Source organism: Corynebacterium sp. 51B, from assembly GCF_008930785.1.
Lineage (GTDB): Bacteria > Actinomycetota > Actinomycetes > Mycobacteriales > Mycobacteriaceae > Corynebacterium > Corynebacterium megadyptis.
This window is the reverse complement of the sequence record NZ_PQMK01000002.1, coordinates 63,755-90,523: the sequence shown is the minus strand read 5'-3', so window position 1 is coordinate 90,523 and position 26,769 is coordinate 63,755. Positions and strand designations below refer to the sequence as shown.

The window sequence follows — 26,769 nt, the reverse complement described above, 5'->3', positions numbered from 1 at the left end:
GTGTACTCCTGCAATATAGATGGTGATCGCGGCGCGCAGACGATGAAGAAGGGAACGCGCCTGTCGCCCACGCGTCATACGCGGGCAACGACTAGCCGAGTGTACCCCCTTTTCCGGCGATACCACATCTTTTAGAGTAGATTGTAACGAAATGGCAACAAAAACCTATCTATTCCGACAGTGACACATTCTCTTATGCCTTCACAGAGTGCGGTAGCTACTGCGGCCGTTGCGCGTGACGACGCCGTCCCGGGGCGGATACCCCGCAGGCCCGAGCCTTTCCCGTCCGCGGCCGCGATGATGATAGTGAACACAGGCCTAGCCCCACTCTGAGAAATGTATTAGTGTTGTGACTGTTGTGACTAATGTGGTTTAAGTGAAGTCTGTGGACTAGAGCTTTGTGCCCGTCGCATGTACAGCTTCCAAGAAAGGACACTGAAACCCCGTGAAACTCCGTACCCCGATCGCCGTCGCCTGCGCTGCCGCCCTGACCGTTGGCGCCACGCTTTCCGCCCCGCTGGCCACCGCGCAGACCAGCTCCGATATGACGATTCCCGTCATTACTAATCCCCAGCTGATCGACGATCTCAGCCGCCCCGCCCCTGAGGTGCTGGCTCAGGCCCGCGCTTTCGCCAACCAGCCCTTCATCCCCGAGCAGCTGCGTGACGCCGTGATCGCCGCCGTGGAGTTCTACGAGGGTGGCCACTCCCCCGCGGGTGCGCCGCTGCTGAAGCCGGAGAACACCCCCGAGTTCACCCAGTTCTACTGGCCCACCATCGCCGGCTCCTGCATCGGCGGCGAGCACACCGCCGTGGGCACCGCCATCGCTGTTCCCGGGCCGGCCGATCTGCCGCTGCCGGGTGTTCCCGCCGACGAGGCCGGCTTCGTGTTCACCGCACTCGGCACCCCAGGCCTAGCTGCAGAGCAGCAGGACGCACTCAACGTGCACTGGATGAATATCGACACCCTGCAGTTCGGCACCTCCCGCCTGGGCAATGGCGGCCTCAACCCCGACGGCCCCGCCACCCTCAACGGCACGGCAGCCACCGGCAAGGGCACCATCATCGCCGTTCTCGAGGGCACCGTGAATACCTCCGAGACCGCCTGCCACTTCGCCCCCACCGCCGCGATCTTCACGGTCTAAAAGCGACAGCGCAGGTATCTCATGTCCACCTCCCAGCCCGATGCACAGGATGGAGGCTCCACTGTGGATCTCCATCCCGTGAAGCAGGAGACCTTTGATGTCTCCGCGCTGACCAACACGGACCCCAAGGGCTACCTGCGCGCGGTGGATACCTACACCGAAACCGACTTCGGGCTGTACATGGCGCGCGGGGCGGATCATCCCCGCTTCGGCTATCTCGAATCGTGGCTCTTGCCCGATCTCGGCCTGCGCGCCAATATTTTCCACTTCCGCCCCGGGGTAGATGTAGACCAAGAGCTCTACATCGACATCGCAGATATCAACCGCGAGGGAACCACCTGGACCACGCGGGATCTCTACGTGGATCTCGTAGCCACCACGGGCACCCCCATCGACGTGCTCGACATCGATGAGCTCGCCGCCGCCACCTCCGCTGGGCTCATCACCGCCTCCGAGGCTGAGCGCGCCATCGATCGCACCCTCACCGCCGTGGAAGGCATCACCCGCTATGGCGATGACGTCCACCAGTGGCTGCGCTCGCGCGGTATCACCCTCGAGTGGGCGGACACCGTCACCCTCACTCCCGCGGGCTGCTGATTCGCTTAACGACGCCGCGCTCCACACCGGTAGCCTTGGCGGCATGACCGTGATCTATCACAATCCCCGCTGTTCCAAGTCCCGTGCCGCGCTGCAGTATCTGCGCGATCGCAGCATCGAGCCGACCATCGTGCGCTATCTCGAGGACACCCCCGATGAACAGACGCTCCGCAGCCTGCTCGCGGATGCTGGCCTGCACCCGCATGAGGCCATCCGCACCGGCGAATCCGAGTATGCCGAGCTGAGGCTGAGCCCCGAGACGCCGGAGGATGAGCTTATTGCGGCCATGCTCGCCCACCCGAGGCTGATCGAACGACCCTTTGTGCGTAGTGCCTCCGGGGTGGTTATTGCTCGCCCCACAGAGAAACTCGACGAGATCATCGACCCCGCCTGATTCTCCCCTAGATAGCACCTAAGGGCCGCTGCAGCACGTGCTGCGGCGGCCCTTGTGGCGTTGTGGAGCGGGTGGGGCTTACTCCCCTGCTCCGAGCTCGATGCCGAGCCCAGGCACGGAATCAATGAGATTCCGGGTGTAGTCCTGCTGGGCGTGATCGAAGATATCGTCCGCGCTGCCCTGCTCCACTACCTTGCCGTTTTGCATGACCACGATGTCATCGGCGGTCTGGCGCACCACAGCGAGGTCGTGAGTGATGAACAGATAGGAGAGATTGAACTCATCCTGAAGCTGCGTCAGCAGCTGCAGAATCTGGTTCTGCACCAGCACGTCGAGGGCGGAGACGGCCTCGTCCAAGACGATCACTTCCGGCTGCAGCGCCAAGGCGCGGGCAATAGCGATGCGCTGGCGTTGGCCGCCCGAGAGCTCATTGGGGTAGCGGCGCATGGTCGAACGCGGCAGTTGCACCACATCCAGCAGCTCGGCGACGCGCTTTTCCCGCTGCTCGCGGTTGCCCACCTTGTGCACCTTCAGCGGCTCCTCGATGCAGCGGTAGATCGAATACATCGGGTTGAGCGAACCATAGGGGTTCTGGAACACCACCTGGAGCTTGCGGCGCATATCGAAAAGCTCCTTGCGGCCCAAGGTAGACAGATCGGTGCCCTTGTAATACACCTTTCCCTCGGTGGGGTCGAGCAGGTTCAGCACCATATTCGCCACCGTGGACTTGCCCGAGCCGGACTCGCCCACCAGCGCCAGGGTGGTGCCGGTGCGCAGCCCGAAGCTGACATCATCGACGGCCCGCAGTTCCTTCTTCGCGCCGCGGGCGCCGCGGACATCAAAGATCTTGGTGAGGTTCTCCACGCGGATCACCTCGTCCTGTACCTGCGAGTGATCGCTGCTGAGCTTGTCCGTGGACTCCACACCCTGCTGCTGTGCCTGCTGAATGCGGGCGGAGGCCAGCGAGGGAGCGGCGTCGACAAGGCGACGGGTATAGGGGTGCTGCGGGTTGCGCAGAATCTTCAGCGAGGGACCCGACTCCACGATGCGGCCGCGGTGCATCACCACGAGGTGCTCGGCGCGCTCGGCGGCAAGACCCAGATCGTGGGTGATAAACAGCACGGCTGTGCCGAGTTCCTCGGTGAGGGTTCCCAGGTGGTCCAAGATGCGCTTTTGCACCGTCACGTCGAGAGCCGAGGTGGGCTCGTCGGCGATGAGCAGCTTGGGATGCGCGGCCAAGCCCATGGCGATCAGGGCGCGCTGGCGCATACCGCCGGAGAACTCGTGCGGATACTGCTTGGCGCGGCGCTCCGCGTCCGGCAGGCCCGCCTCCTCGAGCAGCTCGGCGACGCGCGCGTCGTACTCCTTTGGATCCACCACGTTATTGGCGCGCAAGGATTCCTTGATCTGGGTGCCGATGCGCCACACGGGGTTGAGGTTACTCATCGGGTCCTGCGGCACCAGGCCGATCATCTTGCCCCGGTATTCTTGGCGCTCCTTCTCGGAGACATCGGTGATGTCCTGGCCGTCGAAGGTAATGGAGCCGCCGGTGATCTTTCCGGTGCCGGGCAAGAGCCCGAGGATGGACATGGCGGCGGTGGACTTACCGGAGCCGGACTCGCCCACGATCGCCACGGACTGCCCGGGATAGATGGCGAGGTTGATGCCACGCACGGCATCCACGGTGCCGGTGGTGGACTCGAAGGAAATCTTGAGATCTTCGAAGGTCAATAGCGGCACGGAGCGGTCCACCTCGGCGGAGCTATCGGTGCCGGCAGGGGGCGTAGTATTCGTCATAATTATCGCTTCCTTGCCTTCGGATCGAGGGCGTCGCGCACGACGTCACCCATCATGATGAAGCTGAGTACGGTCGTCGCCAACGCCACAGCCGGGTAGAAGAGCACCATCGGCTGGGTGCGCAGCGAGGCCTGGGCGCGCGAGATGTCACCACCCCAGGAGACCACCGTCGAGGGCAAACCGATACCCAGGAAGGACAGCGTGGCTTCGGCCACGATGAAGGTACCCAGAGCCACGGTGGCGTAGACGATGATCGGCGCCGCCGCATTGGGCAGGATGTGGCTAAACAGGATCTTGGTGCGCGATGCGCCCAAGGCGCGGGCGGCAGTGACGAACTCTTCATTCTTCACGCTCATCACGGCACCGCGGGTGATACGGGCGATCGAGGTCCAGCCGAAGAGGCCAAGCACCACGATCACGGTGAACACCGTGCGGTGATCCTTAAACATCTGCATCACCACGATGGCGGCCAGCACCAGCGGCAGCGCGAAGAAGACGTCGGTGATGCGGGAGAAGATGGAGTCCACGATGCCGCCGAGATAGCCGGCTGTAGCACCGATGAGCACGCCGAGCACCACGACGAACATCGTGGTGAGTACGCCGACGAGCACCGAGGCGCGCGCCCCGTAGATGGTGCGGGCGAAAATGTCACAGCCCTGGCGGTCGAAACCAAAGGGGTGACCATCAGTGGGTCCCTGGAGGGAGTTAGCGAGCTCGCAGCTCTGCGGATCCACGCTGGTAAACAACTGCGGGACCAAAGCGAGCACGATAGCGGCGAGCATGAGTACGGCCGAGGTCCAGAACAGCGGACGGCGACGCAGGTTCTGCCACGCCTCGCCCCACAGGGAGGTCGGTGCGGACTCATCGGCCACCGCGTCGACAGCACCGAGGCCGGTTTCATCCACGGCGTCAACGAAGTGCTCTTGGCCCTTCTTCGTCTCAAAGGCGGGGCCTTGGAGGTTCTTCTCGGGGTTGAGGTGTGCGGGAGATGGTTTAGGCATAGCGAATCCTCGGATCGAGCACGGCGTAGATCAAATCCACGAGCAGGTTGGCCACAATGTAGACGAGCACCAGCACGGTGGTGAAGGACACCACGGTGGCGGGTTCGCCCTTGAGGATGGCTTGGTAAATAGCACCGCCGACACCGTTGATACCGAAGATGCCCTCGGTCACGATGGCGCCACCCATGAGGGCGCCGAGATCCGCGCCGAGGAAGGTGGCGACGGGAATCAAAGAATTGCGCAATACGTGGCGGCTCATCACCGTGCTGTCCTTCAGGCCCTTGGCGCGGGCGGTACGCACATAGTCGGCGGTGAGATTCTCGCTCACGGACTGCCGGGTCAGGCGCAGCACATAGGCGAAGGACACCGCGCCCAGCACGATCGCGGGCATAAGCAGCGCCTCGAAGGACTCATTGGGGCCAACCGTGGTGGGCAATAGCCCCCACTTCACGCCCACCATGAATTGCAGCACGAAGCCGATCACGAAGGTGGGGACGGCAATCACGAGCAGCGACAGCACCAGCACGGTGGAGTCGAAAAAGCCACCGCGGCGGATACCAGCGACCACGCCGAAGAGAATGCCGAAGAGGGTCTCGAAGGCCAGAGCCATGAAGGCGAGCTTGATGGTCACGGGGAAGGCATTGGCCATCACCGAGGACACAGGCTGGCCAGAGAAGGTGGTGCCGAAGTCAAGAGTAAAGATGCCCTTGATGTAGAGCAGATATTGGACGAGGAAGGGTTTATCCAGGTTGTACTCTTCCCTGATGCGTTGAGCCGCGGATTCGGATAGTCCACGGTCACCACCCAGGGCTTGCACAGGATCACCCGGCATGAGGAATACGAGCGCATAGATCAGCAGAGTCGCTCCGATGAACACCGGAATCATCTGCAGAACGCGGCGCCCCACATAGCGCAGCATAGGCGAGGACTTTCTAGGTTAGGTAGCGCGGTTGACGCGTCGATCCTCCCGCAAGCCACCACCGCTGGCCGATCCGATTGTCCTGTGATGCACGGAGAGCTCGGTGGTGCAGTGAGACTGGCGAGACTATCGCTTTAAATTACCAAAGCTTCACACACACCAGCACCCCTGGCCGCTGTGGATGACACCGTATGAGCGTTGAGAACTATGACTAGTCAGAGCGCAACGTCCTTTCGGAGACTCATCCCAAGGGCACCAGGGGTGCTGGGGATTAAAAGCGAGCGCTGCGCCCGGTAGTGCCGCCCCCGCCCGTGGGTACACGAGCTGGGCCACACCGCCGCAGGCGCAGGCGAGAACAGATTACTTCTTGGTGATCTGCTCGTAGACGGGGACGGACTTCCAGTTGAAGACCACGTTCTCCACGGTGTCGGCGCTGCCGCCGGTGACGTTGGAGTACCACAGCGGGATCGCGGGCAGATCCTCAAGCAGGATCTCCTGAGCCTCGTTGTAGAGCGGGGTGGCTTCCTTCACAGACTCAGCGCCGGCAGCCTCATCGAGCTTGGCATCGAAGTCCTTGTTGGAGTAGTCACCATCATTGGAGCTGGCGCCGGTGGCGTACAACGGCCCCAGGAAGTTACCCAGGCCCGGGTAGTCAGCCTGCCAGCCGGTACGGAAGGCAGTGGTGATCTCGCGGTTGGTCACCTCATCGCGCAGGGACTTGAAGTCCGGGTAGGGCTTGCCCTGGGCGTTGATGCCGAGCACGTTCTTCAGGGAGTTGGCAGTCGCATCCACCCATGCCTGGTGGCCACCATCGGCGTTATAGGCGATCTCGAAGGTGCCCTCGAAGGGAGCGATCTCATCGGCCTCGGCCCACAGCTCCTTGGCGCGGTCCGGGTTGAAGTTCAGCACCTCTTCGCCTTGGAGATCGGGGTCATAGCCGTCGATCACCGGGGAGGTGAAGTCCTTCGCCGGGGTGCGTGTGCCGAGGAAGATCTTGTCGGTAATCTCATCGCGGTTCACCGCCATCGAGATGGCTTCACGACGCAGCTTGCCCTCCTCACCGCTGAAGTGCTCCAAGCTCTCTGGGATGGTGAAGGACTGGAACACGGCGGCGGGCTGGTTCACCGCGCGGTCGCCGAGCTCTTCCTCAAAAGTGGAGAAGGCGGAATCCGGCACGGCATCTAGGACATCGAGGTTGCCAGAGAGAAGATCGGCGTACGCGGCATCCTGCTGCGGGTAGAAGGTGAAGCGCACGCCGTCGTTCTTCGCGGCACGCTCACCGTCGTAGTACTCGTTCGGGACGATGAGAGCGTCCTGCTGGTGGTTCCACTCTTCGAGCTTGTAGGGACCGGAGCCCACCGGGGACTCGCCGAAGGCGTCCATGTCCTCGAAGGCGACGTCGGGAAGCGGGAAGAAGGCGGAGTAGCCAAGGCGCAGCGGGAAGTCAGACTCGGGCTGCTGCAGCTCAATGGTGAAGGTGTAGCCGTCCTCTACCTTCAGCCCCTCCATCTCAGAGGCGCCGTCCTCATAGCCCATGATGGGCTCGAAGAAGTAGGCGGAGAGCTGCTCGTTCTCCATGGCGTAGTTCCAGGCCTTCACAAAGTTCTCGGCCTTGATCTCGGTGCCGTCGGAGAACTTCTTGCCCTCCTTGAGCTTCACGCGATAGGTCTTATCGCCCTCCAACTCGATAGAGTCGGCGAGATCGTTATGAACCTCACCCTCGGTGTCGTAGTAGACGAGGCCGGTGTTAATGAGGTCAATAATGCGGCCACCACCGGTCTCATTGGTGTTAGCCGGAATCAGTGGGTTCTGTGGCTCGGATCCGTTGGCGCGGATGTATTCAGCTCCGCTTCCCTCGCCAGAGCCGTTATCATCCGAGCACGCAGCGAGGCCCAGTGTGAGCGACGCGGCGCCAAGGATGGCCAGCGACTTCTTTAGCGTCATGGCGTTAGTTCTCCCATTCGAGGTAGGTCATGCATATGGTGATGTCATCGTGTTATGACGATCGCCTTTGCGGCACGTCACATCTTAGTTTGCCTGAGAACTAAACACGAAAAACTCTTAGCACACTGTGTGCTGCATCTTAGCTACCTTAACCTCCACCCCTTGTGGGGGGCCGGAAAAGATTTCTATAGGTCCCCAGAAACCACCCTCACTCAGGGGTAATTGGCGAGGGTGTGCGGGAAAAGTCCACATCCTGCCACGGCAGCACGAAGTGAATATGCCGATCCTCCTGTGCCGCCCACATATCCCAATAGGCCGCATAGCCCGGATCGCGCGCGAGCGCCCGCCGCTTGCGCTCGGCAGCGTCGAGATCGAGGAAGATCGTGGCCACCGGACCGCGCGCCCGGGCGGCCGCGACAGTGGCGGGGGTGATGGCCCCGCAGCCTTCCACAATCAGTGGCGCAGTGGCCTGAAGACTCCGCCACTGCCCTGCCCGCCCCTGCTCCCAGTCCCAGCGGTAGTATCCCGGCGCGATGGGTGCCAACACATCCTTGGCGACGATCTCACCGGCGGCGGCGAGCCCATGCCAACCTGGGTAGAGATCGTCGAGGTGCACCAGCTGGGCGCCGCCGCAGTCGGCCAACCAGCGTGACAGGGTGGTTTTGCCTGCCCCGGAGCGGCCGTCGATAAGCACAGTGCGTGGCATCTTAAGCCCCGAGGAAACGGAATGCCCCGCTGGCGATGGACACCCCGAGCGCCACAAAGGAAATGGCCAGGCAGGCGAGCAAGATGGCATAGTCGCGGCCGGACATGGTCGATTCCCGCGCCCAGGTCCGCTCGTGCTCGCTGCCGAAACCACGGGCTTCCATGGCGGTGGCGAGCTTAGAACCGCGGCGCAGAGCCACAACGAGCAGGGCGAAGATCTGGCCGAAGAAGCGGGTGAGGCGGCCGCGATCGCCGAGCCCGCGCGAGCGGCGCGCCCGCTCTAGGGCCCGCCAGTCGCGTTGGAAAAGACTCATCAATCGCACTCCGGCCACCGAACCGATGACGAAGCGGGCAGGCAGCTTGAGCACCTGGGCCAGCCCATCACCGAAATCGGTGGGATCGACTTTGTAGGAGACGAGCACCACGGGCAGGCCAATGGCGAGCACGCGCAGCATGATCGCCAGCGCCAGCTCGAGGGAGTTATCCGTGATGTGGGCGAAGAGGAAACTGGCGTATTCGGTGCCTTCGGGCCGGCCATAGAGGGCCATGGAAATACCCGAAATGGGCGTGACAGCCAGAATCGGCCAGCCGCGGCGAGCCAGCTGAAGCCAGGACATTCCGCACAGCGGCGTCACCGCGAGGGTGCAGAGCAGCGCCACCCCGGCCGAGACCCAATCCACGCTGATGAGCAGTGGTGTCGTGAGAAAGAGCACCCCCAGCAGCCGGGTGACGGGATTGGTGCCACGGAGCACATTCACGCGTGCGCTCATGCTGCCCCCTCCCCCGCCTGGGGTGCGGGGGCGTGCTTATCCACATGGATGCGGTGATCCCCTAGCGCGTCGATAAAGAGCTGATCGTGAGTGATGGAGGCGATCGCCACGCCCTCATCGGCCAGCTCGCGGATCAGATGCACCAATTCGGTGAAGGTGCGCCGGTCTTGGCCAAAGGTGGGCTCATCCAGCAGCAAGACCTGTGGGGCGGCAACCAGCGCCGTCGCCACAGACAAGCGGCGTTTTTGTCCGCCGGACAGAGTAAAAGGATTGGCCTCGGCGAGGTGGGCGAGCCGCAGCCGCTCTAAAAGCTCATCCACTCGGGGATGCTCCTTCAGATGCTTATTGCCGCTAATCACGCGCGGGCCCACGAGCAGCTCCTCGCGCACGGTGCGGGCGACAAATTGATGCTCGGGGTCCTGAAACACGTAGCCCAAGGTTTGGGCCAAAGCGACAGAGCGCAAGCGGTGCGGATCGACGCTGCGCTGCGGTGTGTGCACCCGCACGCTCCCGCGCACGGGCCGGAGCAGGCCGGCGACGCTGAGCGCCAGCGTCGATTTACCGGCGCCATTATCGCCGGTAATCACGGTGGAATGTCCGGCGGGAATGCTGAGGTTCAGCGGCCCCGCCACCGGCTGGTTCTTCTGCCACCCCACCATAAGATCCGTGGCGGATAGTGCTGCATCGGCGCTCGCCGGCACGGTGTGGGCGGCGGGTAGGTCGAGCTCCACCCCGGGAACCCACACTCCCTGCTCCGCCAGTTCGGCACCATGCTCGGCGATGACGGTGTCGATGGGCCCGTCGGCGGCGATATCGCCCGTAGCGCCCACGACCACCGTGCGATCGAGGTGCTGCTGCCAGATGTCTACCCGGTGTTCCACCACGATGAGTGTCGCCCCAGTGCGCTCGGCAACGGCGATCACCGCATCGCGGACCTCGCGCACCCCGGTGGGATCGAGGTTGGCGGTGGGCTCGTCGAGCACAATCACCCGCGCGCCCATCGCGATCACCCCGGCCAAGGCGAGGCGCTGTTTTTGCCCGCCAGATAGCTCTGCGGTGGGATGATCCAGCGGCAGACGCAGCCCCACCAGCTCGAGTGCCTCGGGTACTCGCCGCCAGATCTCCGCACGCTCCACGCCGAGGTTCTCGCACCCAAAGGCGACATCATCGCCCACGCGCGAGCTGATGACCTGCGAGTCGGGGTCTTGGAGCACCATTCCCACGAGGCCACGGGCCTGCTCGGGCGAGCGCCCCGCAACAGTGATGCTGCCGTGCTCATCGCCCTCATCCTCGCCGCCCAGCACGCCGGCGATGGCGTGCAGCAGTGTGGACTTGCCCGCTCCGGACTGCCCTAAAACGAGCACCCGCTCACCCTGCTCGATCTGCAGATTAATGGAGCGCAGAGTCGGGTTTTTTCGGCCTCCGTGCCGCCAGGAATAGTCCCGCACATGCACGGGGGCAGCGGCGTCGCTGAACTGCGACAGACCGTGTGAGTGCTTCACTATGGGTCACTTTCCTCGAGATTCTCGCCGTGGGCGGCGACGCACCCACGCGCTGCGGCGGATGCGGTTCGGGCAGCTTAGACTTCAGCGCGGTGTTCGCGGCCTACCGCGAAACGATCCAAGGCGCCAGCCGCTGCGAGCGCCCGCACCAGCACATAGCCGAGCAGACCCGCCAGGAAGAGACCGGAGACGATCAGGGTGGAAAGGTAGGTGATATTAAAGAGCAGCGACTTGGCGTAGTTGGCGCTGAGCACCAGCTCCAGCAAGAATGCCCCAACTGCGGCGCCGGCACCGGCCAGCATGGCCACGACGGGAGTGAAGCGTCGATAAGCAAAAATGAGGAAGATCAGCTCCGCGCCAATTCCCTGCACCAGACCGGAGTACAGGGTCTCCGGGCCCCACTGGCTACCCAAGGTGGCAGAGACGGCGGCGGCGAGCAGTTCCACGAAAATCGCGGCGCCGGGCTTGCGAATCACCAGCCCGCCAAGAACGCCGCCGAGCAGCCACACGCCCACGGCGATACCGCCCAAACCAGGGGTGAGCGCGTCTGCGGCGGTGTACCAAGCGTAGCCCACCGAATTCCAGATCCAGAAGATCAGACCGGTCGCCACACCCAATACGGCGGCCACCACGATGTCGACGACGCGCCACCGCGAGGCGGTGCGCTGGGTTGATGATGTCATGAAAAAGTACCCTCCCTCTCGCCGGAATTACCCGGATCAGGTTCACACGGTGTGTTCTCAGCCCCAGCGCGGCCTATGGCGCGCGGGCACCCGCGGTAATGTCAGTATTTAGTATGCTTAGGCAACGGCGCGACTCCCACACAGATAAACGCACAGGCCAGAGCTGGTGCATGCACAATGTGTGGAGTTCGGGCGCCGGTACACGGCTCTTGCAACACTAGCGGGGCTAGTGCACCCTAAGCAACCGCTTGTTTCCCCCTATCTAGTTAGGACCTCCTCATGGCCGGTGGGCTTGCAGCGCTTCTCGACGACGTCTCCCTTCTCGCTCGAGCTGCCGCCGCGAATATTGACGATGTGGCTCTCCACGCGGCCAAGACGTCTACCAAGGCCGCCGGCGTGGTGGTCGATGATGCGGCTGTGACCCCGAAGTTCGTCGCCGGAGTCTCGCCTTCGCGCGAGCTGCCCATGATCTTCCGGATCGCCCGGGGCTCGCTCTTTAATAAGCTCATTGTGATCCTGCCGCTGGCGTTGCTATTGAGCTGGCTGGTGCCCTGGCTACTCAACCCGATCCTGATGGTCGGCGGTGCCTTTCTCTGCTTCGAAGGCATGGAAAAGGTAGTCGAGCTAGTCACCGGCGCGGAGGGCAAACAGACCCCGGCCTCCGCCAATAAGTCCGTGGATGAGGACCAGCTGGTCAAAAGCGCCATCGCCACCGATCTCATTTTGAGCGCGGAGATCATGGTGATCTCCCTCAACCAGGTGGCCCACCTGACCTTCGGGGTGCGCACCGCGGTGCTCGTGGTGGTGGCCATGGGCCTGACCGCGCTGGTCTATGGCGCGGTGGCGCTGCTGGTGAAGATGGATGATGTGGGGCTCAAGCTCGCCTCCTCCGATAACTCCGGTGCCGCCGCCTTTGGCCGCGGACTGGTCGCCGCTATGCCGAAGGTGCTGGCCGCGATCAGCGTGATCGGCACCTTCGCCATGCTCTGGGTCGGCGGGCACATTATCGTCCACGGTGCCGCCGAGCTGGGATGGCGTGGCCCCGAGGACCTGATGCATTCCCTCTCCCACGGCCACTACAGCTTCCTCGGCTGGTTGATTAATACCGGCTACTCGCTCGTGGTCGGTGCGATCATCGGCAGCATTCTGGCCACGGCCGTGCACTTCTCGCCGCTAAAGCGCAACCACTAACGCAACCACTACAACTTCACTACAACTTGGGCGGGGTATATCTCCGCAGGCGCCGCACTGGGGTGAATCTCCGCTGCGGCGCCTTTATTGATGGGCATTACTACATAAGGCCCCTATTTTTCTGCTCTTTGCTCCTGCAACCCGAGATTCGCAGCGCGCAGCAGCACCCCGCGCGACCCTCGCTACCCCCAGATGGGCGTAGACGCGAACCCTCGACAGGCCTCCTAGCTGGGAAGCCTCGCCTTTCTTAGATTTTCCTGAAATTCTATAGAGGCTGTTCTTATATCCGTACCGACTCTGTTATTGTGAGACCGAGTTTCCCACCATGTGAAACTTTTTTTGAGAGTGAGGTGCGCGGCACACTGCGGCGCATCGGAATCAGTAGAAAAGAGACCGAGACATGTCTACCTCCACGAGCACCGCAGGTAGCGCCGAGGTCGCCCAGGGCCGCGAAACATTCTCCTCGCGGCAGGCGTTCCTCTTCGCTGCCATCGGCTCCGCTGTGGGCCTAGGAAACATCTGGCGCTTCCCCTATGTTGCCTATCAGTCCGGCGGTGGCGCCTTCCTCATCCCCTATATCGTCGCCTTGATCACCGCGGGTATCCCGCTGCTGTTCTTCGACTTCGCCGTGGGCCACCGCTTCCGCGGCTCGGCACCGAAGGCATTTCGTCGTCTGAAGTCCTGGACCGAGCCGGTCGGTTGGTTCCAGGTAGGTGTGTCCTTCTTCATCACCATCTACTACTCGGTGATTATTGCGTGGGCCGCCATCTACGCGTTTAGCTCCATCGGCAAGTCCTGGGGCAATAATGCGGAGGAATACTTCTTCAACGACTTCCTGCAGATTGACGCCACCTCCATCAACAGCCTGAACTTCGTGTGGCCTATCGCCATCGTCCTCGCCGTCGTGTGGGTACTGGTCCTCGTCGTTCTGGCTTTGGGCGTGGATAAGGGCATTGGCCGCCTGTCCACCTGGGCGATCCCGGTGCTGGCCGTGATGTTCATCGGCATGGTGATCTACGCGCTCACCCTGCCCGGCGCCGCCGCCGGCCTGAACGCCTTCTTTACTCCTGATTGGTCAGCACTGAGCAACCCGACGGTGTGGATCTCCGCCTATGGCCAGATCTTCTTCTCACTCTCGGTGGCCTTCGGCATCATGCTCACCTACTCCTCCTACCTGAAGCCGCGCTCCAACCTTACCGGCACCGGCCTGGTGGCCGCCTTCGCTAACTCCTCCTTCGAGGTGCTGGCCGGTATCGGCGTGTTCGCCACCTTGGGATTCATGGCAACCCAAGCGGGCGTGGGCGTGGACGAGGTCACCTCCTCCGGCCCGGGCCTGGCCTTCGTGGCCTTCCCCACCGTTATCTCGGAAATGGGCGGGCTCTGGGGCTCGGTCTTCGGCGTTGTGTTCTTCGCCTGTCTCGTGATCGCCGGTATTACCTCCCTGCAGTCCCTGCTTGAGGTGGTCATCGGCGCCTTCCAGGACAAGTTCGACCTTCCCCGCGTGCAGGCTGTGCTGCTGGTGGGCGGCTCCATGGCTGTGATCGCCATGATCTTCTTCCCCACCACCTCGGGTCTGGTCACCCTCGACATCGTGGATAAGTTCACCAACAACATCGGTATTGTCGCCGTCGCTATCGCCGCGATCATCGTGGTGGACTGGATTCTGCACCGCACCGATGAGCTGGCACTGCACCTCAATGCCGTCTCTTCCTTCCGCGTGGGCAACACCTGGCGCATCTTCGTCGCCAATATCACCCCCGTGGTGCTGGCGATCATCCTCTTCCAGGAGATCACCTCCCTGATCGCCGAGCCCTATGAGGGCTACTCCCCCGCCCAGCTGGGCATCTATGGCTGGGGCGTGATCGGCGTGATCTTCATCGGTTCGATGGCGCTGACCATCCTGCCGTGGCGCGGCAATCAGACCCTCGATGGCCCGCCCGGTTCGGACTTCGGTGTGGATGTCGATCATTCCCTCGGCTTCCGCGGCATCGGCGACGATGGCCCCGAGGCCACCCTCCACAAGACCGCCGACACCAAGGAGGCGCACTAATCATGACCGGTACTGCAATCATCATGATGGCCCTGTTCATCCTCGTCATCTGGGGCGGGCTGGTGTACTTCAGCGTGCAGCTGATGAAGCACCCCGACGAAACCTCCGGCTTCCTCGGCGCTGATCCCAAGGCAGACGATGACATCCTGCTGAAGCTAGAAAAGAAATAAGCCAGCACCGACCTCGTGCTCAGGCCCATCAACCCGCGTGCTTCTCGACGTTGCGCGCGGGTTGACCGCGTTATCCCCCAAGGCGATGCACTGCTGGCCGCTGCGTGCCTCAAGACACGCGCCCAGTGGCGACGACGGTGGCACAAACGGCACGGTCCGCCCTATTCTGGGCCGCACACTAAAAAGCCGAAAAATAATGTGAAAGGACGTGTACGTCGTGCCTGATCTGAATTCTGTGACCGTCGCCGTTGTGGCGACTCATGGTTTTGACGATGATGAGCTCTCCAACCCCATCGCCGCCATCATCGAGGCCGGTGGGCAGGCGCTTGTGGTCTCCACCGAGGCCGGTGAGATCGAGAGCAAGAAGGGCTCCACCGTATCGGTGGATGTCACCACCGACAAGGCGGATGCCGCTGATTTTGATTGTTTGCTCTTGCCTGGCGGAACCAAAAACGCCGATACCATCCGCACCGATGCCCACGCCATAGCACTCGTGAAGAACCTGGTGGAGGCCGGCAAACCAGTGGGCGTGATCTGCCACGGTGGGTGGATTCTCAGCGACGCCGATGTGCTGCGCGGCCGGACCATCACCTCCTATCACTCGATGAAGACCGACCTCATCAACGCGGGGGCCACCTGGGTTGATCGCGAGGTCTGTGTCGATGGCGCACTTATCTCCTCGCGCACCCCCGCCGACCTGCCCGCCTTCAACAAGGAGATCCTGCGCGCCTTCGCCGCCGCGCACTAAGTCTCCTCGACTCCAACCACCCGCCTAGGTGGGGGTTAGACCAACAGTAGCTGGCCACCCTGGGTGCGGATTTCACGCAACGCCGCCAGCGAGCTCTGCTCCGCCACCCCAGCAGTCAAAGGCACGAGAAGCCGCACGGCGAAGCCCTCTGCAAGGCCATCGAGACAGGTGGCTCGCACGCAATAGTCCGTGGCGATGCCGGCAACATCGAGGGTTGTCACCCCGTGTTCCCGCAGCGCCTCGGCGAGGCTGGTGCCATGCGGGGTGGCTCCTTCGAATCCTGAATACGCCGCAGTGTATTCGCCTTTGCTGACGTCAATGCGTATCTGCTCGGGGGCGGCCGCGGCAGCATTATCGAGCGCCCGCAGCGCCTGGGGATGTAACTCCGCTCCAGTAGTGCCGGCCACGCAGTGCCGCGGCCAGCTCTCGGCATAATCGGGCTCATCTGCAAAGTGGGATCCCGGATCGATGTGCCAATCGCGCGTGACCGCGCACACCGCATAGTTGCGGGCATGGGCGGCGCAGAACTCCGCCGTCGCCGTCAGAGCGTGGGCGCCGCCCTCCACGCCGAGGGCGCCCCCTTCGACGAAGTCATTTTGCCCGTCCACGAGGACAAAAGCGGAACGATCCTGCGGGGCCGAATAACTCGTGATGTCAATACCAGCGGCGCGTAGCGCCTGAAGTGTGAGAGTAGTCATAGCTACCACTCTAGACGCGTACGCCCGACACTCTTGACCACCCACCGCCGGCAACCCTATTATCTTCATATGCACGAAGATAAGAAGCTAAGGAATGGTTCACCTAAACGCGCCCCGAGTGATCACGTGCACGTACCTGCCATCACCGAGAGCGGCTCTTTGGAACTTGCCGCCGCTGAAGTGCTCAAACTGCTCGCGGACCCCACGCGCATTCGTATTATCCTCACCCTGGGTAAAACCGAAGAGATGAGCGTGAACGAGATTTCGGCCACCGTCGCTAAGCGTCCCGCTACCGTCTCCCAGCATCTCGCCAAAATGCGCCTCGCGCGGATGGTCACCACCCGCCACCAGGGCACCAGCGTCTACTACTCACTGACCGATGAGCACGCCATCCAGCTAATCAGCGAGGCCATGAACCAGGCTGAGCACGCCGTGAGCGCCGAGGCGCTCTCCCACACCCACGACACTTAAAGGCATCGGCATGCTTTCTGTTCTTCGCAATCACCGCTACGCTCGGCTTTTCGGGGCCCAAGTTATTGCTCTCGTGGGTACGGGATTACTCACCGTTGCCCTGGGCCTACTCGCCTTCGATATCGCCGGCAGCCAGGCCGGCAGCGTGCTGGGCACCGCGCTGAGCATCAAGATTATTGCCTATGTGCTGCTCTCCCCCGTGGCCACCACGCTGCTCGCGGGGTGGAATCCCAAGGTGGTGCTGGTATCGGCGGATGTGGTGCGCGGTCTCATTGCCTGCGGCCTGCCCTTTGTCACCGAGACGTGGCAAATCTATATCCTCATCTTTATCCTGCAGGCCGCCTCGGCCACCTTCACCCCGACCTTCCAGGCCCTCATCCCCGATGTGCTGCCCGATGAAGAGGACTACACGCAGGCACTGTCCCTGTCTCGCCTGGCCTACGATTTGGAGTCGGTGCTTTCGCCGCTTCTCGCCGCCGCGCTGCTGGCCGTGATGAGTTATCACCTGCTCTTCCTCGGCACGATCATCGGCTTTGCCTGCTCCGCCGCGCTCATTCTCAGCACCCACATCGAGGAGTATCGCCGCACCCTCGAGATCGACCGCACCGAATCCATCTTCCGTCGCCCCCTCGCCGGGGCCCGCATCTTCCGGCGCACCCCAGAACTGCGCGGAGTGGCATGGTCGAACCTCACCGTGGCCGCGGTCGGGGCGATGGTCATCATCAACACCGTGGTGGTGGTGCGCGATCAGCTGCAGCGACCAGACTCCGATCTCGGCATCTTGCTCGCTTTCTTTGGCACCGGCTCGATGTTCATTGCCATCGTGCTGCCGCGGCTGCTGCACTACGCAGTAGACACCACAGTCATGGTCCTCGGCGCCATCAGCGCGCCGCTACTCCTCGCTGCGGTAGCACTCGCCCTGCACGGTGCGGCCGCGTGGTGGCTGATGTGTCTGCTCTGGGCCCTGCTCGGCGCGAGCGCCGCACTCATTGCCACCCCGAGTTCACGGCTGCTGCGCCGCCACAGCACCGTCGATAACCGCACCGCCGTATTCGCCACCCAGTTCAGCGCGTCCCACGCCTGCTACCTGCTTACTTACCCAACCGCGGGCTTCATCGGCAGCCTCGTCAGCCTCTCGGCCGCGGCCTGGGCACTGGGTGTTCTCGGCGTGATGGGGGCAGCGGGAACCGCACTGTGGTTCGCCCGCGCCAAGCGTAGCTAGCGGGCCCAGTCCCCGCCCGCACGCGGCACCCACCCCACCCCCCTATCGCCTGTGGAGAAGCCATAGGGGGTGTATAACCCCTTGTGCCGCGCTGCCTGCGCCTCTAGGGTTGATGGCACTATACCTTCTTTTCCCATAGTTGCCCCCTAGGGGCTTTTTGCTTGCCCCACCACCGTCCGCGGCGGGCGGCGAGCTCAGGAAAAGAGGGCGAAACCACCCACGTGCACGCAACCTGCGAAAGGAACCTAGTACCCCCGTGAATGACACCACAGCCGCCTCGGCGCATGCGCGCGATAAGAGCCGGACTATCAAGAACATTATTGATAATCACGGGGTGAAACTCGACTGGCAGAAAGCGTTCTACCAGGACATGCACGCCAATCCGGAGCTGTCCGGATTTGAGGTGGAAACCGCCCGGAAAATCGCCGCGCACCTGCGCAACTTCGATTGCGAGGTACACACCGGCATCGGCGGCCACGGCATCGTCGCTATTTTCCGCAATGGTGATGGCCCCACCGCGCTGTTCCGCGCAGACTTCGATGCGCTGCCGGTGAAGGAAACCTCCGGCGCCATTTACGCCTCCACCCGCACGCGGGTGCGCGAGTCTGGGGTGGAAACCCCGATCATGCACGCCTGCGGGCACGATATGCACACCACCGCCCTGCTCGGCGCCTGCGCCGTCATGGACTCCACCCGCGATAGCTGGTCCGGCACCTTCGTGGCGCTCTTCCAGCCGGCCGAGGAGATTTCGGTGGGCGCGGCGGCGATGGTCAATGATGGCCTCGCCGATATCATCCCGAAGCCCGATGTATGCTTTGGCCAGCACGTGATCGCCGGCCCCGCCGGCCGCATCCTGTCCCGCCCCGGAGCGGCACTTGCTGCATGCGACACCATCACCATCAAGCTCTACGGCAAGTCCGCGCACGGTTCCATGCCGCACAACTCCATCGACCCCACCTACCTGGCGGCGATGATCGTGGTACGCCTGCAGGGCATCGTCGGACGCGAGATCAACCCCAATGACTTCGCCGTGATCACCGTCGGCTCCCTGATTTCTGGGCACACCAATAACACCGTGCCCAGCGAAGCCACCTTGGTGCTCAACTGCCGCTTCTATGACAACGAGGTCAAGCGCAAGACCTACCAGGCCATTAAGCGCGTGGTGCACGGGGAGTGCCAGGCATCTGGCTGCGAGCGCGCCCCCGAGTTCCGTTTCTCCAATCACGGCGAACTCACCGAGAATGACCCCGTGGTGTATTCGCACGTGCGCTATACCTTCGACGAGGTATTCGGCGAGGAGAGCGTGGACGCCAAACGCTGGACCGCTTCGGAGGACTTCACCAATATCCCCCGCGCCTTCGGCGCCCCCTACTTCTTCTGGCTGGTGGGTATCACGCCCCGCGAACAGTGGGATAAGGCTCTCGCCGAGGACACTATCGAGGACATCCCCGTCAACCATGCCGGCAACTTCCTCCCGGATTATGAGCCTTCTGTGGATGCCTCCACCAAGGCCGCACTGTGCGCCGTGCTCACCTACTTGGTAGACGATAAGTCCGAGGCCACCATCCAGCGCCCGGACGAGGCGAACCTGCCGAAGAATCTTCCCTCCGATCCCACTGAGGTGCGCTCGGAGGCCGTGGTGGAATCCGCGAACCTCCCCGACGCCGAGGCCGCGCACCGCGCCCACGAGCTGCGGAAGTAACACCAGCGGCCACCGCCCCTGCTGAGACGGGGGCCGCAGACGCCACAGACCACCGATCCCCACTCCTGTCATGGGAGAGGATCGGTGGTCTGTGTTATGTCGTGCGGTAGTACCCGCAGCCATCAGCCGTAGTGTCAGCCGGGGCGGACACTTACGGCAGGCGCCGGCTACTTCGAGGTCGAGCTCGTCGTGCCGGTGCTGCTGGCGGTGGAGGGAGTCTCCGACACCAGGGTGGCGTCGCTCTCGCTCTCACACTTGGTAGAGCGGGTGTTATCGCCGAGCAGGTGCACCTGGATCATGTTGGTGTTACCGGGGATTCCGGGAGGAGTACCGGCAACAACCACCATCACGTCATCGCGTTCATACTCGCTCATGGACAGCAGAGCCTCGTCGACGGCCACCATCATCTCATCGGTGTCGTGGACGGTTTCGGTCAGGAAGGTCTCCGCACCCCAAGACAGTGCCAGCTGCGAACGCACGGCCGGATCGGGGGTGAATACCAACAGCGGCAGCGGGCAGCGCAGGCGAGCCAGGCGCTTCGCGGTATCGCCGGAGGTGGTGAAGGCCACCAGAGCCTTGGCGTTCAGGCGCTGGGCGATATCGCGGGCCGAGTAGGTGATCACGCCACGCTTGGTGCGCGGAACGTGAGTCAGCTGCGGCACGTCGCCGTCCTTTTCCGCAACCCGCACGATGCGGGACATGGTGCGCACCACGTTGTGCGGATCCACACCAACGGAGGTTTCGCCGGAGAGCATGACGGCATCCGCACCATCCAGCACGGCGTTGGCCACGTCGGAGGCCTCGGCGCGGGTCGGGCGGGAGTTTTCGATCATGGAATCCAGCATCTGGGTGGCCACGATCACCGGCTTAGCGTTCTCGCGTGCGATCTGGATGGCACGCTTCTGAACCAGCGGCACCTCCTCCAGCGGTACCTCCACGCCGAGGTCGCCACGGGCAACCATGATGGCGTCGAAGGCTAGCACCACGGACTCGAGAGCCTCAACGGCCTCGGGCTTTTCGAGCTTGGCGATGACGGGGACGCGGCGGCCCTCCTCATCCATGACCTTGTGCACGAGCTCGACGTCGGCCGGGGAGCGCACGAAGGACAGGGCGATGAAGTCCACGCCCAGGTTCAGCGCGAAGCGCAGGTCCTTGATGTCCTTCTCGGACAGGGCCGGCACGGAGATATCCATACCGGGCAGGGAGACACCCTTGTTGTTGGACACTGGGCCACCTTCGGTGACCTCGCAGACGACGTCGTTGCCATCGACCTCGATGCAGACGAGGCCGACCTTGCCGTCATCGACCAGCAGGCGGTCACCCGGCTTGGCGTCATTGGCCAGGTTCTTGTAGGTGGTGGACACGCGGTCGTGGGTGCCTTGCACATCGTCCACAGTGATGCGGACGGTTTCGCCGGTCTCCCACATAGTGGAGCCGTCGATAAAACGGCCGAGGCGGATCTTGGGGCCCTGCAGGTCGGCGAGGATGCCGACAGCGTGACCAGTCTTATCGGTGGCCTCACGGACCCAGCGATAGTTCTGTTCATGGTCGGAGTGATCACCGTGCGAGAAATTCAGGCGAGCCACGTCCATGCCGGATTTGACGAGCTCAAGAATGCCCTCCTCACTAGCAACGGCGGGACCGAGGGTACATACGATTTTCGTTCTCCTATTCACGCTTCCCCACTGTAGTGCTCCTAGCGCAATCCGGCTACACGCGCCGCATTGAAGAAAGCGCTGGAAGACGCGCTAACAGCCCCGCAGAACCCCATACCGCGCTGTTGTTTTATCCATGGAAACGTCCACAAAACCACACAAATGCAGGTCAAACAGGCACAAACCCACATTGTGATCTGGGTTCAACTCGGCCCGAGTTGTGCGAGATGTGGCCACAGCCACCCTGTCTGGCGAAGTTGATCACATTGCCCCGCAGCAACACCCACAGCGTCGCCCGTGGCACTGCTGCACGCGGCACTCACCAATACATAAAACCGCACTCACCACGTGGTGAGTGCGGTTGCTCTGCTCTCGGCCGGCACGGTATCGGCGCACGATCGCCGCGGGGCCGAGACACAGTGGGCGCGACTATTCTGGTGCCTCAGAGTGTGCTCTGTGGATACTCCACAGAAGCAGCCTGGGGCTGCGCGGCGTCGCGGTGGCGCTGCCGCGCCCGCATCATGATGAATACGAGTACCGCGGCGAGGAACACCACAGCGGAGACAACGGTATTGACCCGCAGGCCAAAGATATGGGTGGCCGCATCCGAGCGCATCAGCTCGATGACGAAGCGGCCTGCGGTATAGCCGGCCACATAGAGTGCGAATACCTGGCCGCCGCGCAGCGAGAAGCGCTTATCTGCCCACAGCAATAGGGCGAAGATGATGAGGTTCCACACCAGCTCGTAGAGGAACGTCGGGTGCACGGTGGCCAGCACCTCGCCGGTGGAGCGGCCCGTGACCGGCGCGAGCATTCCAGTGGCGTCTACGCGCTCATAGATCTCCAGCGCCCAGGGCACATCGGTGGGATAGCCATAGAGCTCTTGGTTGAACCAATTGCCGAGGCGGCCGATGGCCTGGGCCAAGATGATGCCGGGGGCGACGGCATCGGCAAAGGGGGCGAGCGGGATCTTCTTCATGCGGAAATACACCGCCACGGCAATGGTGCCGAGGGCGATCGCACCCCAAATACCCAGTCCGCCATTGGTGATTTTCACCGCGTCGATGGGGGAACAACTCTCGCAGAAGTACTTATCGTGATCGGTGATCACGTGATACAGGCGGCCGCCGATGATGCCGCTGGGCACGGCCACGAGAGCCGCATCGTAGACGACCTCGCCATCGCCACCGCGATCCTGATAGCGCTTTTTGGTCAGCAGTAGCGCCGCCACGATGCCGGCGATGATGCAGAGCGCATAGGCGCGGACGGGAATGGGGCCGAGCTGCCATACGCCCTGCGGCGGGGAGGGGATGGCGCGGGTCAGCCCCGCGCTGAAGCGGCCGAGGTCGCCCGAGAAAAGCGCAGACGGGAATCCGGCGGAAATAAACTGGTCTAGCACCGTGTGAGATCTCGCTTCGTGAATCGCTAGCGGGTGGAGGGACACGCCGGATGCTGCCCGGCTGCCACCAGTTTACGACACAGCCCCGCGGGGTCCTCATGGGTGACCAAGGAGGTGGAAATGATCACCGCATCCGCGCCCCAGCCGGCGTAGGTCATCAGCTGCTGCGGGGTATCGACGCCCGACATGGCGATGCGCACCACCCCGCTGGGCAGGCCGGGGGCGATTTCAGAAAAGGCCGTGGGGTTGAGCTCGAAGGTATCCATGGACCGGGCATTCACCCCGATGAGCGTGGCCCCGGCCTGCACCGCCCGGCTTGCTTCTTCGCGCGTATTGACCTCCACCAGGGCGGTCATGCCTAAAGATTCGACGCGATCGAGCAGCGCCTCGAGCCGGTGCTGATCCAAGATGGCGGCAATCAACGGCACCACGTCTGCGCCGAAGTAGCGGGCCTCGTGGATCTGGTAGGGATCAATGATGAAGTCCTTGGCCATCACCGGCACATCGACTGCTTGTTTCACCGCGCGCACATCCCGCAGATCGCCGTTGAAGCGGCGACGCTCGGTCTGACAGGAAATGATGCGCGCCCCCTCGCGCTCAAACTGCTGGGCCAAGAGTGCGGGGTGTTCGATGGCGGCGAGCTCGCCTTTATTGGGCACGGCGCGCTTGAGCTCGGCAATAATGGAGCATCCCGGTTGAGAGAGGGCGGCGCGGGCATCCCGCGCCTTCGGTGCCGAGAAGGAGAGCCTTTTGATCTCTTTAAATGGCAGGTGGTGCTCGCGCGCCTTCACGTCCTCGCTGACGCCAGCGAGAATGCGCTCGATCTCCGAAACCATGCCGTGTCCTTAGGGTGTGCCCGGCGGCTGTGGTGGCCTGTATAAGAATCGCACCACCGCCCTGCAATTAACTCTTTTAGGCTATAGCCTGCCATGGGCTATCCCTAAATTAGCCCTGTTTCCGCAGCTCACAGCGCCTCTATACGGAGTTATGCAGAGAGCTTAACGGGTGGATGTGTTGCCTGCGTCATTGTTGTCTGTGGAGGTGTCCGGGGCCTCGGTGGGATCAATATCTTCATCGAGGGCATCCCACATCACGCGCCCAGAGTCGGGGGATTCCCGCAGATCTTCGCCGAGTTTCTCGCGCCGCGCCGCCCGCTTTTCGTATTTATTCGACGCCGCGCGCGCCTGTCCTGGCTGCAGCAGCAACAAGACCCCACCGAACACCGCGCTGGCGCAGGCGACCAGCGCCAATGCGGGACCAAGGGTGGAGCTATCAACGGCTTGGATGCTGGCCCACTCGGTGAGTGTCTGCACCTGTTGGGAGGTGCCGGCCGCGGAGGCGCCCGCATCGTGGGAGTCCGCGAGCAGCAGCGCCCGCGCCCGCGAGGGGTCCGGCTCGCCTCCCAGCACGCTGAGCGGGGCATAGCCGCCGACTACCCCAGCCACAGCCACCACGCCACCAATGACGCGGCGCACGAGGGGACGCAACACCGCCGCCGCTACCACCGAGGCGAGAAAGAGCAGGGCGATGGCGGCCAGCTCGGTCGACCACGTGGCGCCGAGAATCTCAAAGGAGGCTGCACCGGATTTATCGTCGAAGCTATCGACGCTCACCCACACCATGCGGGTGGATACCCACGCCACCACGGCGCCCAGGGCAATCGCCCCCAAGGCCATCCAGTACTTGGCGGGGCGCTGGGCTGTGCTGCGCGAGCTCACTGCTGTTCTCCTTCTGCATCCTCGAGCACGCAGCCGAAGCTGAGCTCACGGTCATCGAAGCAGGTGCGGCTGCCGGTGTGGCAGGCTGCGCCGGTCTGGTGCACGCGCATCAAGAGGGTATCGCCATCGCAATCCGCGGCCAGCGAGACCACCTTTTGCACGTGCCCGCTGGTTAGCCCCTTGATCCAGTACTCCTGGCGGGAGCGGGAATAGTAGGTGCCGCGACGCGAGGCCAAGGTGTAGGCCAGCGCGTGCGCATCCATCCACGCCATCATCAATACTTCCTCGCCGCGTTCCTCCTGCACCACCACGGGAACCAGGCCATCGGCATTAAAGCGCACCTGCGCGGCAACAGCGGGGTCCAGCTCATAATCGGCGGGATTACTACTCGGCATCATCGTCTCCCTCGGCGGCATCGGGCTGCGCGGCGGCAGCGGGCTGCACGGCCGGGGCGACGCCGCCGTCCCGGCTGGTGCGCACCTCCAGGTTGGCGTCGATAAGCGCCTGCTTGCAGGAGGCAATGCTGACTTCTTGGAAATGGAAAATGCTGGCCGCGAGCACCGCATCGGCACCGGCCTCAATGGCGGGCGGGAAATGCTCGGCGCTACCGGCGCCACCGGAAGCAATCACGGGCACGGACACGGCATCGCGGACGAGGCGGATCAGCTCGGTGTCGAAGCCCGCTTTGGTGCCATCGCCATCCATGGAGTTCAGCAGGATCTCCCCCACCCCGCGGCGCTCGGCCTCGCGGGCCCACTCGATAGCGTCGATCTCGGCGGAGCGGGTGCCGCCGTGCGTAGTGACCTCAAACCCGCTGGGTTGCGGCGTCCCACCGGCGGGCACGCGGCGGGCATCGAGGCTGAGAACCACGCATTGGGACCCGAAGGTTTCCGCCAATTCGGTGAGCAGCTCGGGCCGGGCAATCGCGGCGGTATTCACGCTCACCTTGTCCGCCCCGGCGCGCAGCAGCTGGTCCACATCCTCCACGCTGCGCACCCCGCCACCAACGGTGAGTGGGATGAACACTTGATCCGCGGTGCGGCGCACCACGTCGAGCATGGTGCCGCGGCCGGCGGTAGAGGCGGACACGTCGAGGAAGGTAAGTTCGTCTGCTCCCTCGGCGTCATAGCGGGCGGCGAGTTCCACGGGGTCACCGGCATCGCGCAGCCCCTGAAAGTTCACGCCTTTTACCACGCGCCCTTGATCCACATCTAGACACGGAATCACTCGCACTGCTACGCCCACGGTTGTTCGTCCTTACCCACGATTGTTGTTCACGATTACAGAGTTTTTGACTGTAGTTGAATTCTCGCTATCAGTCTCCCACGCACCGGCCGGTACACCGCGTACGGGGTGGGGGCTTATCGACGCCACCCTCCAGCCACCAGCAGCTGCGGCCCACCGCTGCACCCGGCTGCCTTGATGCGCCCCTAGCCGGCCTGCCGGATGACGTCCATGACCACCTCGTGGATCTCTGGGGTGGCGGCCACCATGCCGATGCCTCCGGGCCGCCACGGCGTGCCGCCAAGGTCGGTGACCACATTGCCCGCCGCGGTGTTGAGCACATAACCGGCGGCGTTGTCCCAGGGGTGGGGGCTGAAGCTCACGGCCCCACCGAAGCGGCCAAGGGCGGTATAGGCGAGATCCACACCCACCGAGCCGCTGATGCGCAGCCGCGGGAAACGGGTAATGAGCTCACCGAGCAGGGCGTGGCGCAGTGTCGTGGGGAAGCGGGAATCGCGGGGCGAGACAATGGAGCCGAACCCGAATTGGGTGATCGAGCGCACATGCTCTGCCGGCTGCGGCGCCGCCACCCCGTTGAGATACACCCCCGAGTGCGCCGTGGCGGAGAGCAGCTCACCGGTGGCGGGCAGCGCGGTCAGGCCCACCACGGCCTGCCCGCCGACGATGAGGCTGACCAGGATCGCGCATTGCGGGTTGCCGGCGGAGTAGTTAGAGGTGCCGTCGATGGGGTCGATCACCCATTGCGGGTCGGGGGTCGTGGCGGCTGCTGCGTAGTCGCGCACCGCGCCAAATTCTTCCCCAGCACAGGCGATACCGGTGTGGGCGAGAAGTTCCTCGCTGAGCGTGCGCTCGAGCTGCAAGTCCACGGCGGTGGCGAAGTCCCCCGGCGCCTTTGTGACGGCAGGCGGGGAGCCGAGTCCGCCGCGAAAGACCGGCAGCAGCGGCTGCAGGATGCCTTCTGCGGTGCAGCGCAGCTGCTCGAGCTGCTGGGCGTCATAGTCCGTCTGGGGTGTCTGCGCCATGGTGGTCTCCGCCCAATCCTGA

The 26,769-nt window shown here is 63.4% G+C and carries 26 protein-coding genes and 1 riboswitch; of the genes, 10 read left to right on the top strand and 16 right to left on the bottom strand.

Features of this window, described 5'->3' with window-relative positions; translation table 11 throughout:
* Window positions 1-445: 445 nt before the first annotated feature.
* The 3 genes from GBB14_RS03405 to arsC are packed head-to-tail and all read left to right on the top strand — an operon-like array spanning window position 446 to window position 2,135.
* Window positions 446-1,144 carry a hypothetical protein gene (locus GBB14_RS03405; protein ID WP_151529892.1) on the top strand — a complete coding sequence of 233 codons (699 nt, stop codon included), beginning with the start codon at window positions 446-448 and terminating at the stop codon, window positions 1,142-1,144.
* Between the two features lie 21 nt (window positions 1,145-1,165).
* The gene (locus tag GBB14_RS03400; RefSeq protein WP_151529891.1) at window positions 1,166-1,741 is read left to right on the top strand and encodes a DUF402 domain-containing protein; all 576 of its coding nucleotides are present in this window, start codon (window positions 1,166-1,168) and stop codon (window positions 1,739-1,741) included.
* A 43-nt stretch (window positions 1,742-1,784) separates the two neighbouring features.
* The gene (arsC, locus tag GBB14_RS03395) at window positions 1,785-2,135 is read left to right on the top strand and encodes an arsenate reductase (glutaredoxin) (RefSeq protein ID WP_151529890.1); all 351 of its coding nucleotides are present in this window, start codon (window positions 1,785-1,787) and stop codon (window positions 2,133-2,135) included.
* Between the two features lie 78 nt (window positions 2,136-2,213).
* On the opposite strand, the gene GBB14_RS03390 is transcribed toward arsC, so the two are convergent.
* From GBB14_RS03390 to GBB14_RS03355, 8 genes are all read right to left on the bottom strand, one after another.
* A complete protein-coding gene (locus tag GBB14_RS03390; protein ID WP_151529889.1) occupies window positions 2,214-3,932 on the bottom strand; it encodes an ABC transporter ATP-binding protein in 1,719 nt (572 codons plus the stop codon).
* Between the two features lie 2 nt (window positions 3,933-3,934).
* Complete coding sequence (locus tag GBB14_RS03385) at window positions 3,935-4,933, bottom strand: ABC transporter permease (protein ID WP_151529888.1); 999 nt, start codon at window positions 4,931-4,933, stop codon at window positions 3,935-3,937.
* Window positions 4,926-5,852 carry an ABC transporter permease gene (locus tag GBB14_RS03380; RefSeq protein ID WP_151529887.1) on the bottom strand — a complete coding sequence of 309 codons (927 nt, stop codon included), beginning with the start codon at window positions 5,850-5,852 and terminating at the stop codon, window positions 4,926-4,928. The genes GBB14_RS03385 and GBB14_RS03380 overlap by 8 nt, the downstream gene beginning before the upstream one ends.
* 360 nt (window positions 5,853-6,212) lie before the next feature.
* Window positions 6,213-7,796, bottom strand: a complete 1,584-nt coding sequence (locus GBB14_RS03375) for an ABC transporter substrate-binding protein (protein ID WP_151529886.1) — start codon at window positions 7,794-7,796, stop codon at window positions 6,213-6,215.
* A 208-nt stretch (window positions 7,797-8,004) separates the two neighbouring features.
* Window positions 8,005-8,502, bottom strand: coding sequence for a hypothetical protein (locus GBB14_RS03370; RefSeq protein ID WP_151529885.1), 498 nt, complete (start codon window positions 8,500-8,502; stop codon window positions 8,005-8,007).
* A 1-nt stretch (window position 8,503) separates the two neighbouring features.
* Entirely contained in the window at window positions 8,504-9,259 is a 756-nt protein-coding gene (locus tag GBB14_RS03365) for an energy-coupling factor transporter transmembrane protein EcfT (RefSeq protein ID WP_192796168.1), read from the bottom strand.
* An 8-nt stretch (window positions 9,260-9,267) separates the two neighbouring features.
* Entirely contained in the window at window positions 9,268-10,755 is a 1,488-nt protein-coding gene (locus GBB14_RS03360; protein ID WP_370451590.1) for an ABC transporter ATP-binding protein, read from the bottom strand.
* 95 nt (window positions 10,756-10,850) lie between these two features.
* Window positions 10,851-11,456 carry an ECF transporter S component gene (locus GBB14_RS03355; RefSeq protein WP_151529883.1) on the bottom strand — a complete coding sequence of 202 codons (606 nt, stop codon included), beginning with the start codon at window positions 11,454-11,456 and terminating at the stop codon, window positions 10,851-10,853.
* Window positions 11,451-11,560: riboswitch (TPP riboswitch) on the bottom strand. Its footprint overlaps the gene before it by 6 nt.
* Window positions 11,561-11,735: 175 nt before the next feature.
* Here GBB14_RS03355 and GBB14_RS03350 point away from each other — a divergent pair.
* From GBB14_RS03350 to GBB14_RS03335, 4 genes are all read left to right on the top strand, one after another.
* Window positions 11,736-12,647 carry a DUF808 domain-containing protein gene (locus GBB14_RS03350; protein WP_151529882.1) on the top strand — a complete coding sequence of 304 codons (912 nt, stop codon included), beginning with the start codon at window positions 11,736-11,738 and terminating at the stop codon, window positions 12,645-12,647.
* 400 nt (window positions 12,648-13,047) lie between these two features.
* A complete protein-coding gene (locus GBB14_RS03345) occupies window positions 13,048-14,697 on the top strand; it encodes a sodium-dependent transporter (protein ID WP_151529881.1) in 1,650 nt (549 codons plus the stop codon).
* 2 nt (window positions 14,698-14,699) lie between these two features.
* Window positions 14,700-14,867: a methionine/alanine import NSS transporter subunit MetS gene (gene metS / locus GBB14_RS03340; protein ID WP_151529880.1), complete on the top strand. Its 168-nt coding sequence runs from the start codon at window positions 14,700-14,702 to the stop codon at window positions 14,865-14,867.
* A 217-nt stretch (window positions 14,868-15,084) separates the two neighbouring features.
* Complete coding sequence (locus GBB14_RS03335) at window positions 15,085-15,615, top strand: type 1 glutamine amidotransferase domain-containing protein (RefSeq protein ID WP_151529879.1); 531 nt, start codon at window positions 15,085-15,087, stop codon at window positions 15,613-15,615.
* Between the two features lie 35 nt (window positions 15,616-15,650).
* Here the strand turns inward: GBB14_RS03335 and GBB14_RS03330 are convergent, their stop codons facing one another.
* The gene (locus GBB14_RS03330) at window positions 15,651-16,313 is read right to left on the bottom strand and encodes an isochorismatase family protein (RefSeq protein ID WP_151529878.1); all 663 of its coding nucleotides are present in this window, start codon (window positions 16,311-16,313) and stop codon (window positions 15,651-15,653) included.
* A 69-nt stretch (window positions 16,314-16,382) separates the two neighbouring features.
* Between GBB14_RS03330 and GBB14_RS03325 the strand changes: the two genes are divergently transcribed.
* The 3 genes from GBB14_RS03325 (at window position 16,383) to GBB14_RS03315 (ending at window position 19,708) form a co-directional block, all read left to right on the top strand.
* The gene (locus GBB14_RS03325) at window positions 16,383-16,784 is read left to right on the top strand and encodes a metalloregulator ArsR/SmtB family transcription factor (protein ID WP_151529877.1); all 402 of its coding nucleotides are present in this window, start codon (window positions 16,383-16,385) and stop codon (window positions 16,782-16,784) included.
* Window positions 16,785-16,794: 10 nt separating this feature from the next.
* A complete protein-coding gene (locus GBB14_RS03320; protein ID WP_151529876.1) occupies window positions 16,795-18,006 on the top strand; it encodes an MFS transporter in 1,212 nt (403 codons plus the stop codon).
* 256 nt (window positions 18,007-18,262) lie between these two features.
* Complete coding sequence (locus GBB14_RS03315; RefSeq protein ID WP_151530315.1) at window positions 18,263-19,708, top strand: amidohydrolase; 1,446 nt, start codon at window positions 18,263-18,265, stop codon at window positions 19,706-19,708.
* Between the two features lie 167 nt (window positions 19,709-19,875).
* Here GBB14_RS03315 and pyk read toward each other — a convergent pair whose 3' ends face one another.
* From pyk to GBB14_RS03280, 7 genes are all read right to left on the bottom strand, one after another.
* Entirely contained in the window at window positions 19,876-21,384 is a 1,509-nt protein-coding gene (gene pyk / locus GBB14_RS03310; RefSeq protein ID WP_192796152.1) for a pyruvate kinase, read from the bottom strand.
* Window positions 21,385-21,805: 421 nt separating this feature from the next.
* On the bottom strand, window positions 21,806-22,687 hold the full coding sequence (gene lgt, locus GBB14_RS03305; protein WP_192796166.1) for a prolipoprotein diacylglyceryl transferase: 882 nt from the start codon (window positions 22,685-22,687) through the stop codon (window positions 21,806-21,808).
* Between the two features lie 101 nt (window positions 22,688-22,788).
* The gene (gene trpC, locus GBB14_RS03300) at window positions 22,789-23,598 is read right to left on the bottom strand and encodes an indole-3-glycerol phosphate synthase TrpC (protein ID WP_151530317.1); all 810 of its coding nucleotides are present in this window, start codon (window positions 23,596-23,598) and stop codon (window positions 22,789-22,791) included.
* Between the two features lie 162 nt (window positions 23,599-23,760).
* Entirely contained in the window at window positions 23,761-24,480 is a 720-nt protein-coding gene (locus GBB14_RS03295; RefSeq protein ID WP_225976685.1) for a TIGR02234 family membrane protein, read from the bottom strand.
* A complete protein-coding gene (gene hisI / locus GBB14_RS03290; RefSeq protein WP_151530368.1) occupies window positions 24,477-24,875 on the bottom strand; it encodes a phosphoribosyl-AMP cyclohydrolase in 399 nt (132 codons plus the stop codon). Before hisI ends, GBB14_RS03295 begins: the two co-directional genes overlap by 4 nt.
* Window positions 24,865-25,725, bottom strand: coding sequence for an imidazole glycerol phosphate synthase subunit HisF (gene hisF, locus GBB14_RS03285; RefSeq protein WP_225976684.1), 861 nt, complete (start codon window positions 25,723-25,725; stop codon window positions 24,865-24,867). The genes hisI and hisF overlap by 11 nt, the downstream gene beginning before the upstream one ends.
* A 185-nt stretch (window positions 25,726-25,910) precedes the next feature.
* Window positions 25,911-26,747 (bottom strand): inositol monophosphatase, encoded by an 837-nt coding sequence (locus GBB14_RS03280; protein WP_151530318.1) that lies wholly within the window; start codon window positions 26,745-26,747, stop codon window positions 25,911-25,913.
* Window positions 26,748-26,769 lie beyond the last annotated feature (22 nt).

Coding starts and splice junctions, on each gene's coding strand:
- GBB14_RS03350 (WP_151529882.1), top strand. CDS start 11,736: ATGGCCGGTGGGCTTGCAGCGCTTCTCGACGACGTCTCCCTTCTCGCT.
- GBB14_RS03280 (WP_151530318.1), bottom strand. CDS start 26,747: ATGGCGCAGACACCCCAGACGGACTATGACGCCCAGCAGCTCGAGCAG.
- GBB14_RS03320 (WP_151529876.1), top strand. CDS start 16,795: ATGCTTTCTGTTCTTCGCAATCACCGCTACGCTCGGCTTTTCGGGGCC.
- arsC (WP_151529890.1), top strand. CDS start 1,785: ATGACCGTGATCTATCACAATCCCCGCTGTTCCAAGTCCCGTGCCGCG.
- GBB14_RS03375 (WP_151529886.1), bottom strand. CDS start 7,796: ATGACGCTAAAGAAGTCGCTGGCCATCCTTGGCGCCGCGTCGCTCACA.
- GBB14_RS03345 (WP_151529881.1), top strand. CDS start 13,048: ATGTCTACCTCCACGAGCACCGCAGGTAGCGCCGAGGTCGCCCAGGGC.
- GBB14_RS03355 (WP_151529883.1), bottom strand. CDS start 11,456: ATGACATCATCAACCCAGCGCACCGCCTCGCGGTGGCGCGTCGTCGAC.
- GBB14_RS03380 (WP_151529887.1), bottom strand. CDS start 5,852: ATGCTGCGCTATGTGGGGCGCCGCGTTCTGCAGATGATTCCGGTGTTC.
- GBB14_RS03400 (WP_151529891.1), top strand. CDS start 1,166: ATGTCCACCTCCCAGCCCGATGCACAGGATGGAGGCTCCACTGTGGAT.
- trpC (WP_151530317.1), bottom strand. CDS start 23,598: ATGGTTTCGGAGATCGAGCGCATTCTCGCTGGCGTCAGCGAGGACGTG.
- metS (WP_151529880.1), top strand. CDS start 14,700: ATGACCGGTACTGCAATCATCATGATGGCCCTGTTCATCCTCGTCATC.
- GBB14_RS03330 (WP_151529878.1), bottom strand. CDS start 16,313: ATGACTACTCTCACACTTCAGGCGCTACGCGCCGCTGGTATTGACATC.
- hisI (WP_151530368.1), bottom strand. CDS start 24,875: ATGCCGAGTAGTAATCCCGCCGATTATGAGCTGGACCCCGCTGTTGCC.
- GBB14_RS03370 (WP_151529885.1), bottom strand. CDS start 8,502: ATGCCACGCACTGTGCTTATCGACGGCCGCTCCGGGGCAGGCAAAACC.
- GBB14_RS03390 (WP_151529889.1), bottom strand. CDS start 3,932: ATGACGAATACTACGCCCCCTGCCGGCACCGATAGCTCCGCCGAGGTG.
- GBB14_RS03385 (WP_151529888.1), bottom strand. CDS start 4,933: ATGCCTAAACCATCTCCCGCACACCTCAACCCCGAGAAGAACCTCCAA.
- GBB14_RS03325 (WP_151529877.1), top strand. CDS start 16,383: ATGCACGAAGATAAGAAGCTAAGGAATGGTTCACCTAAACGCGCCCCG.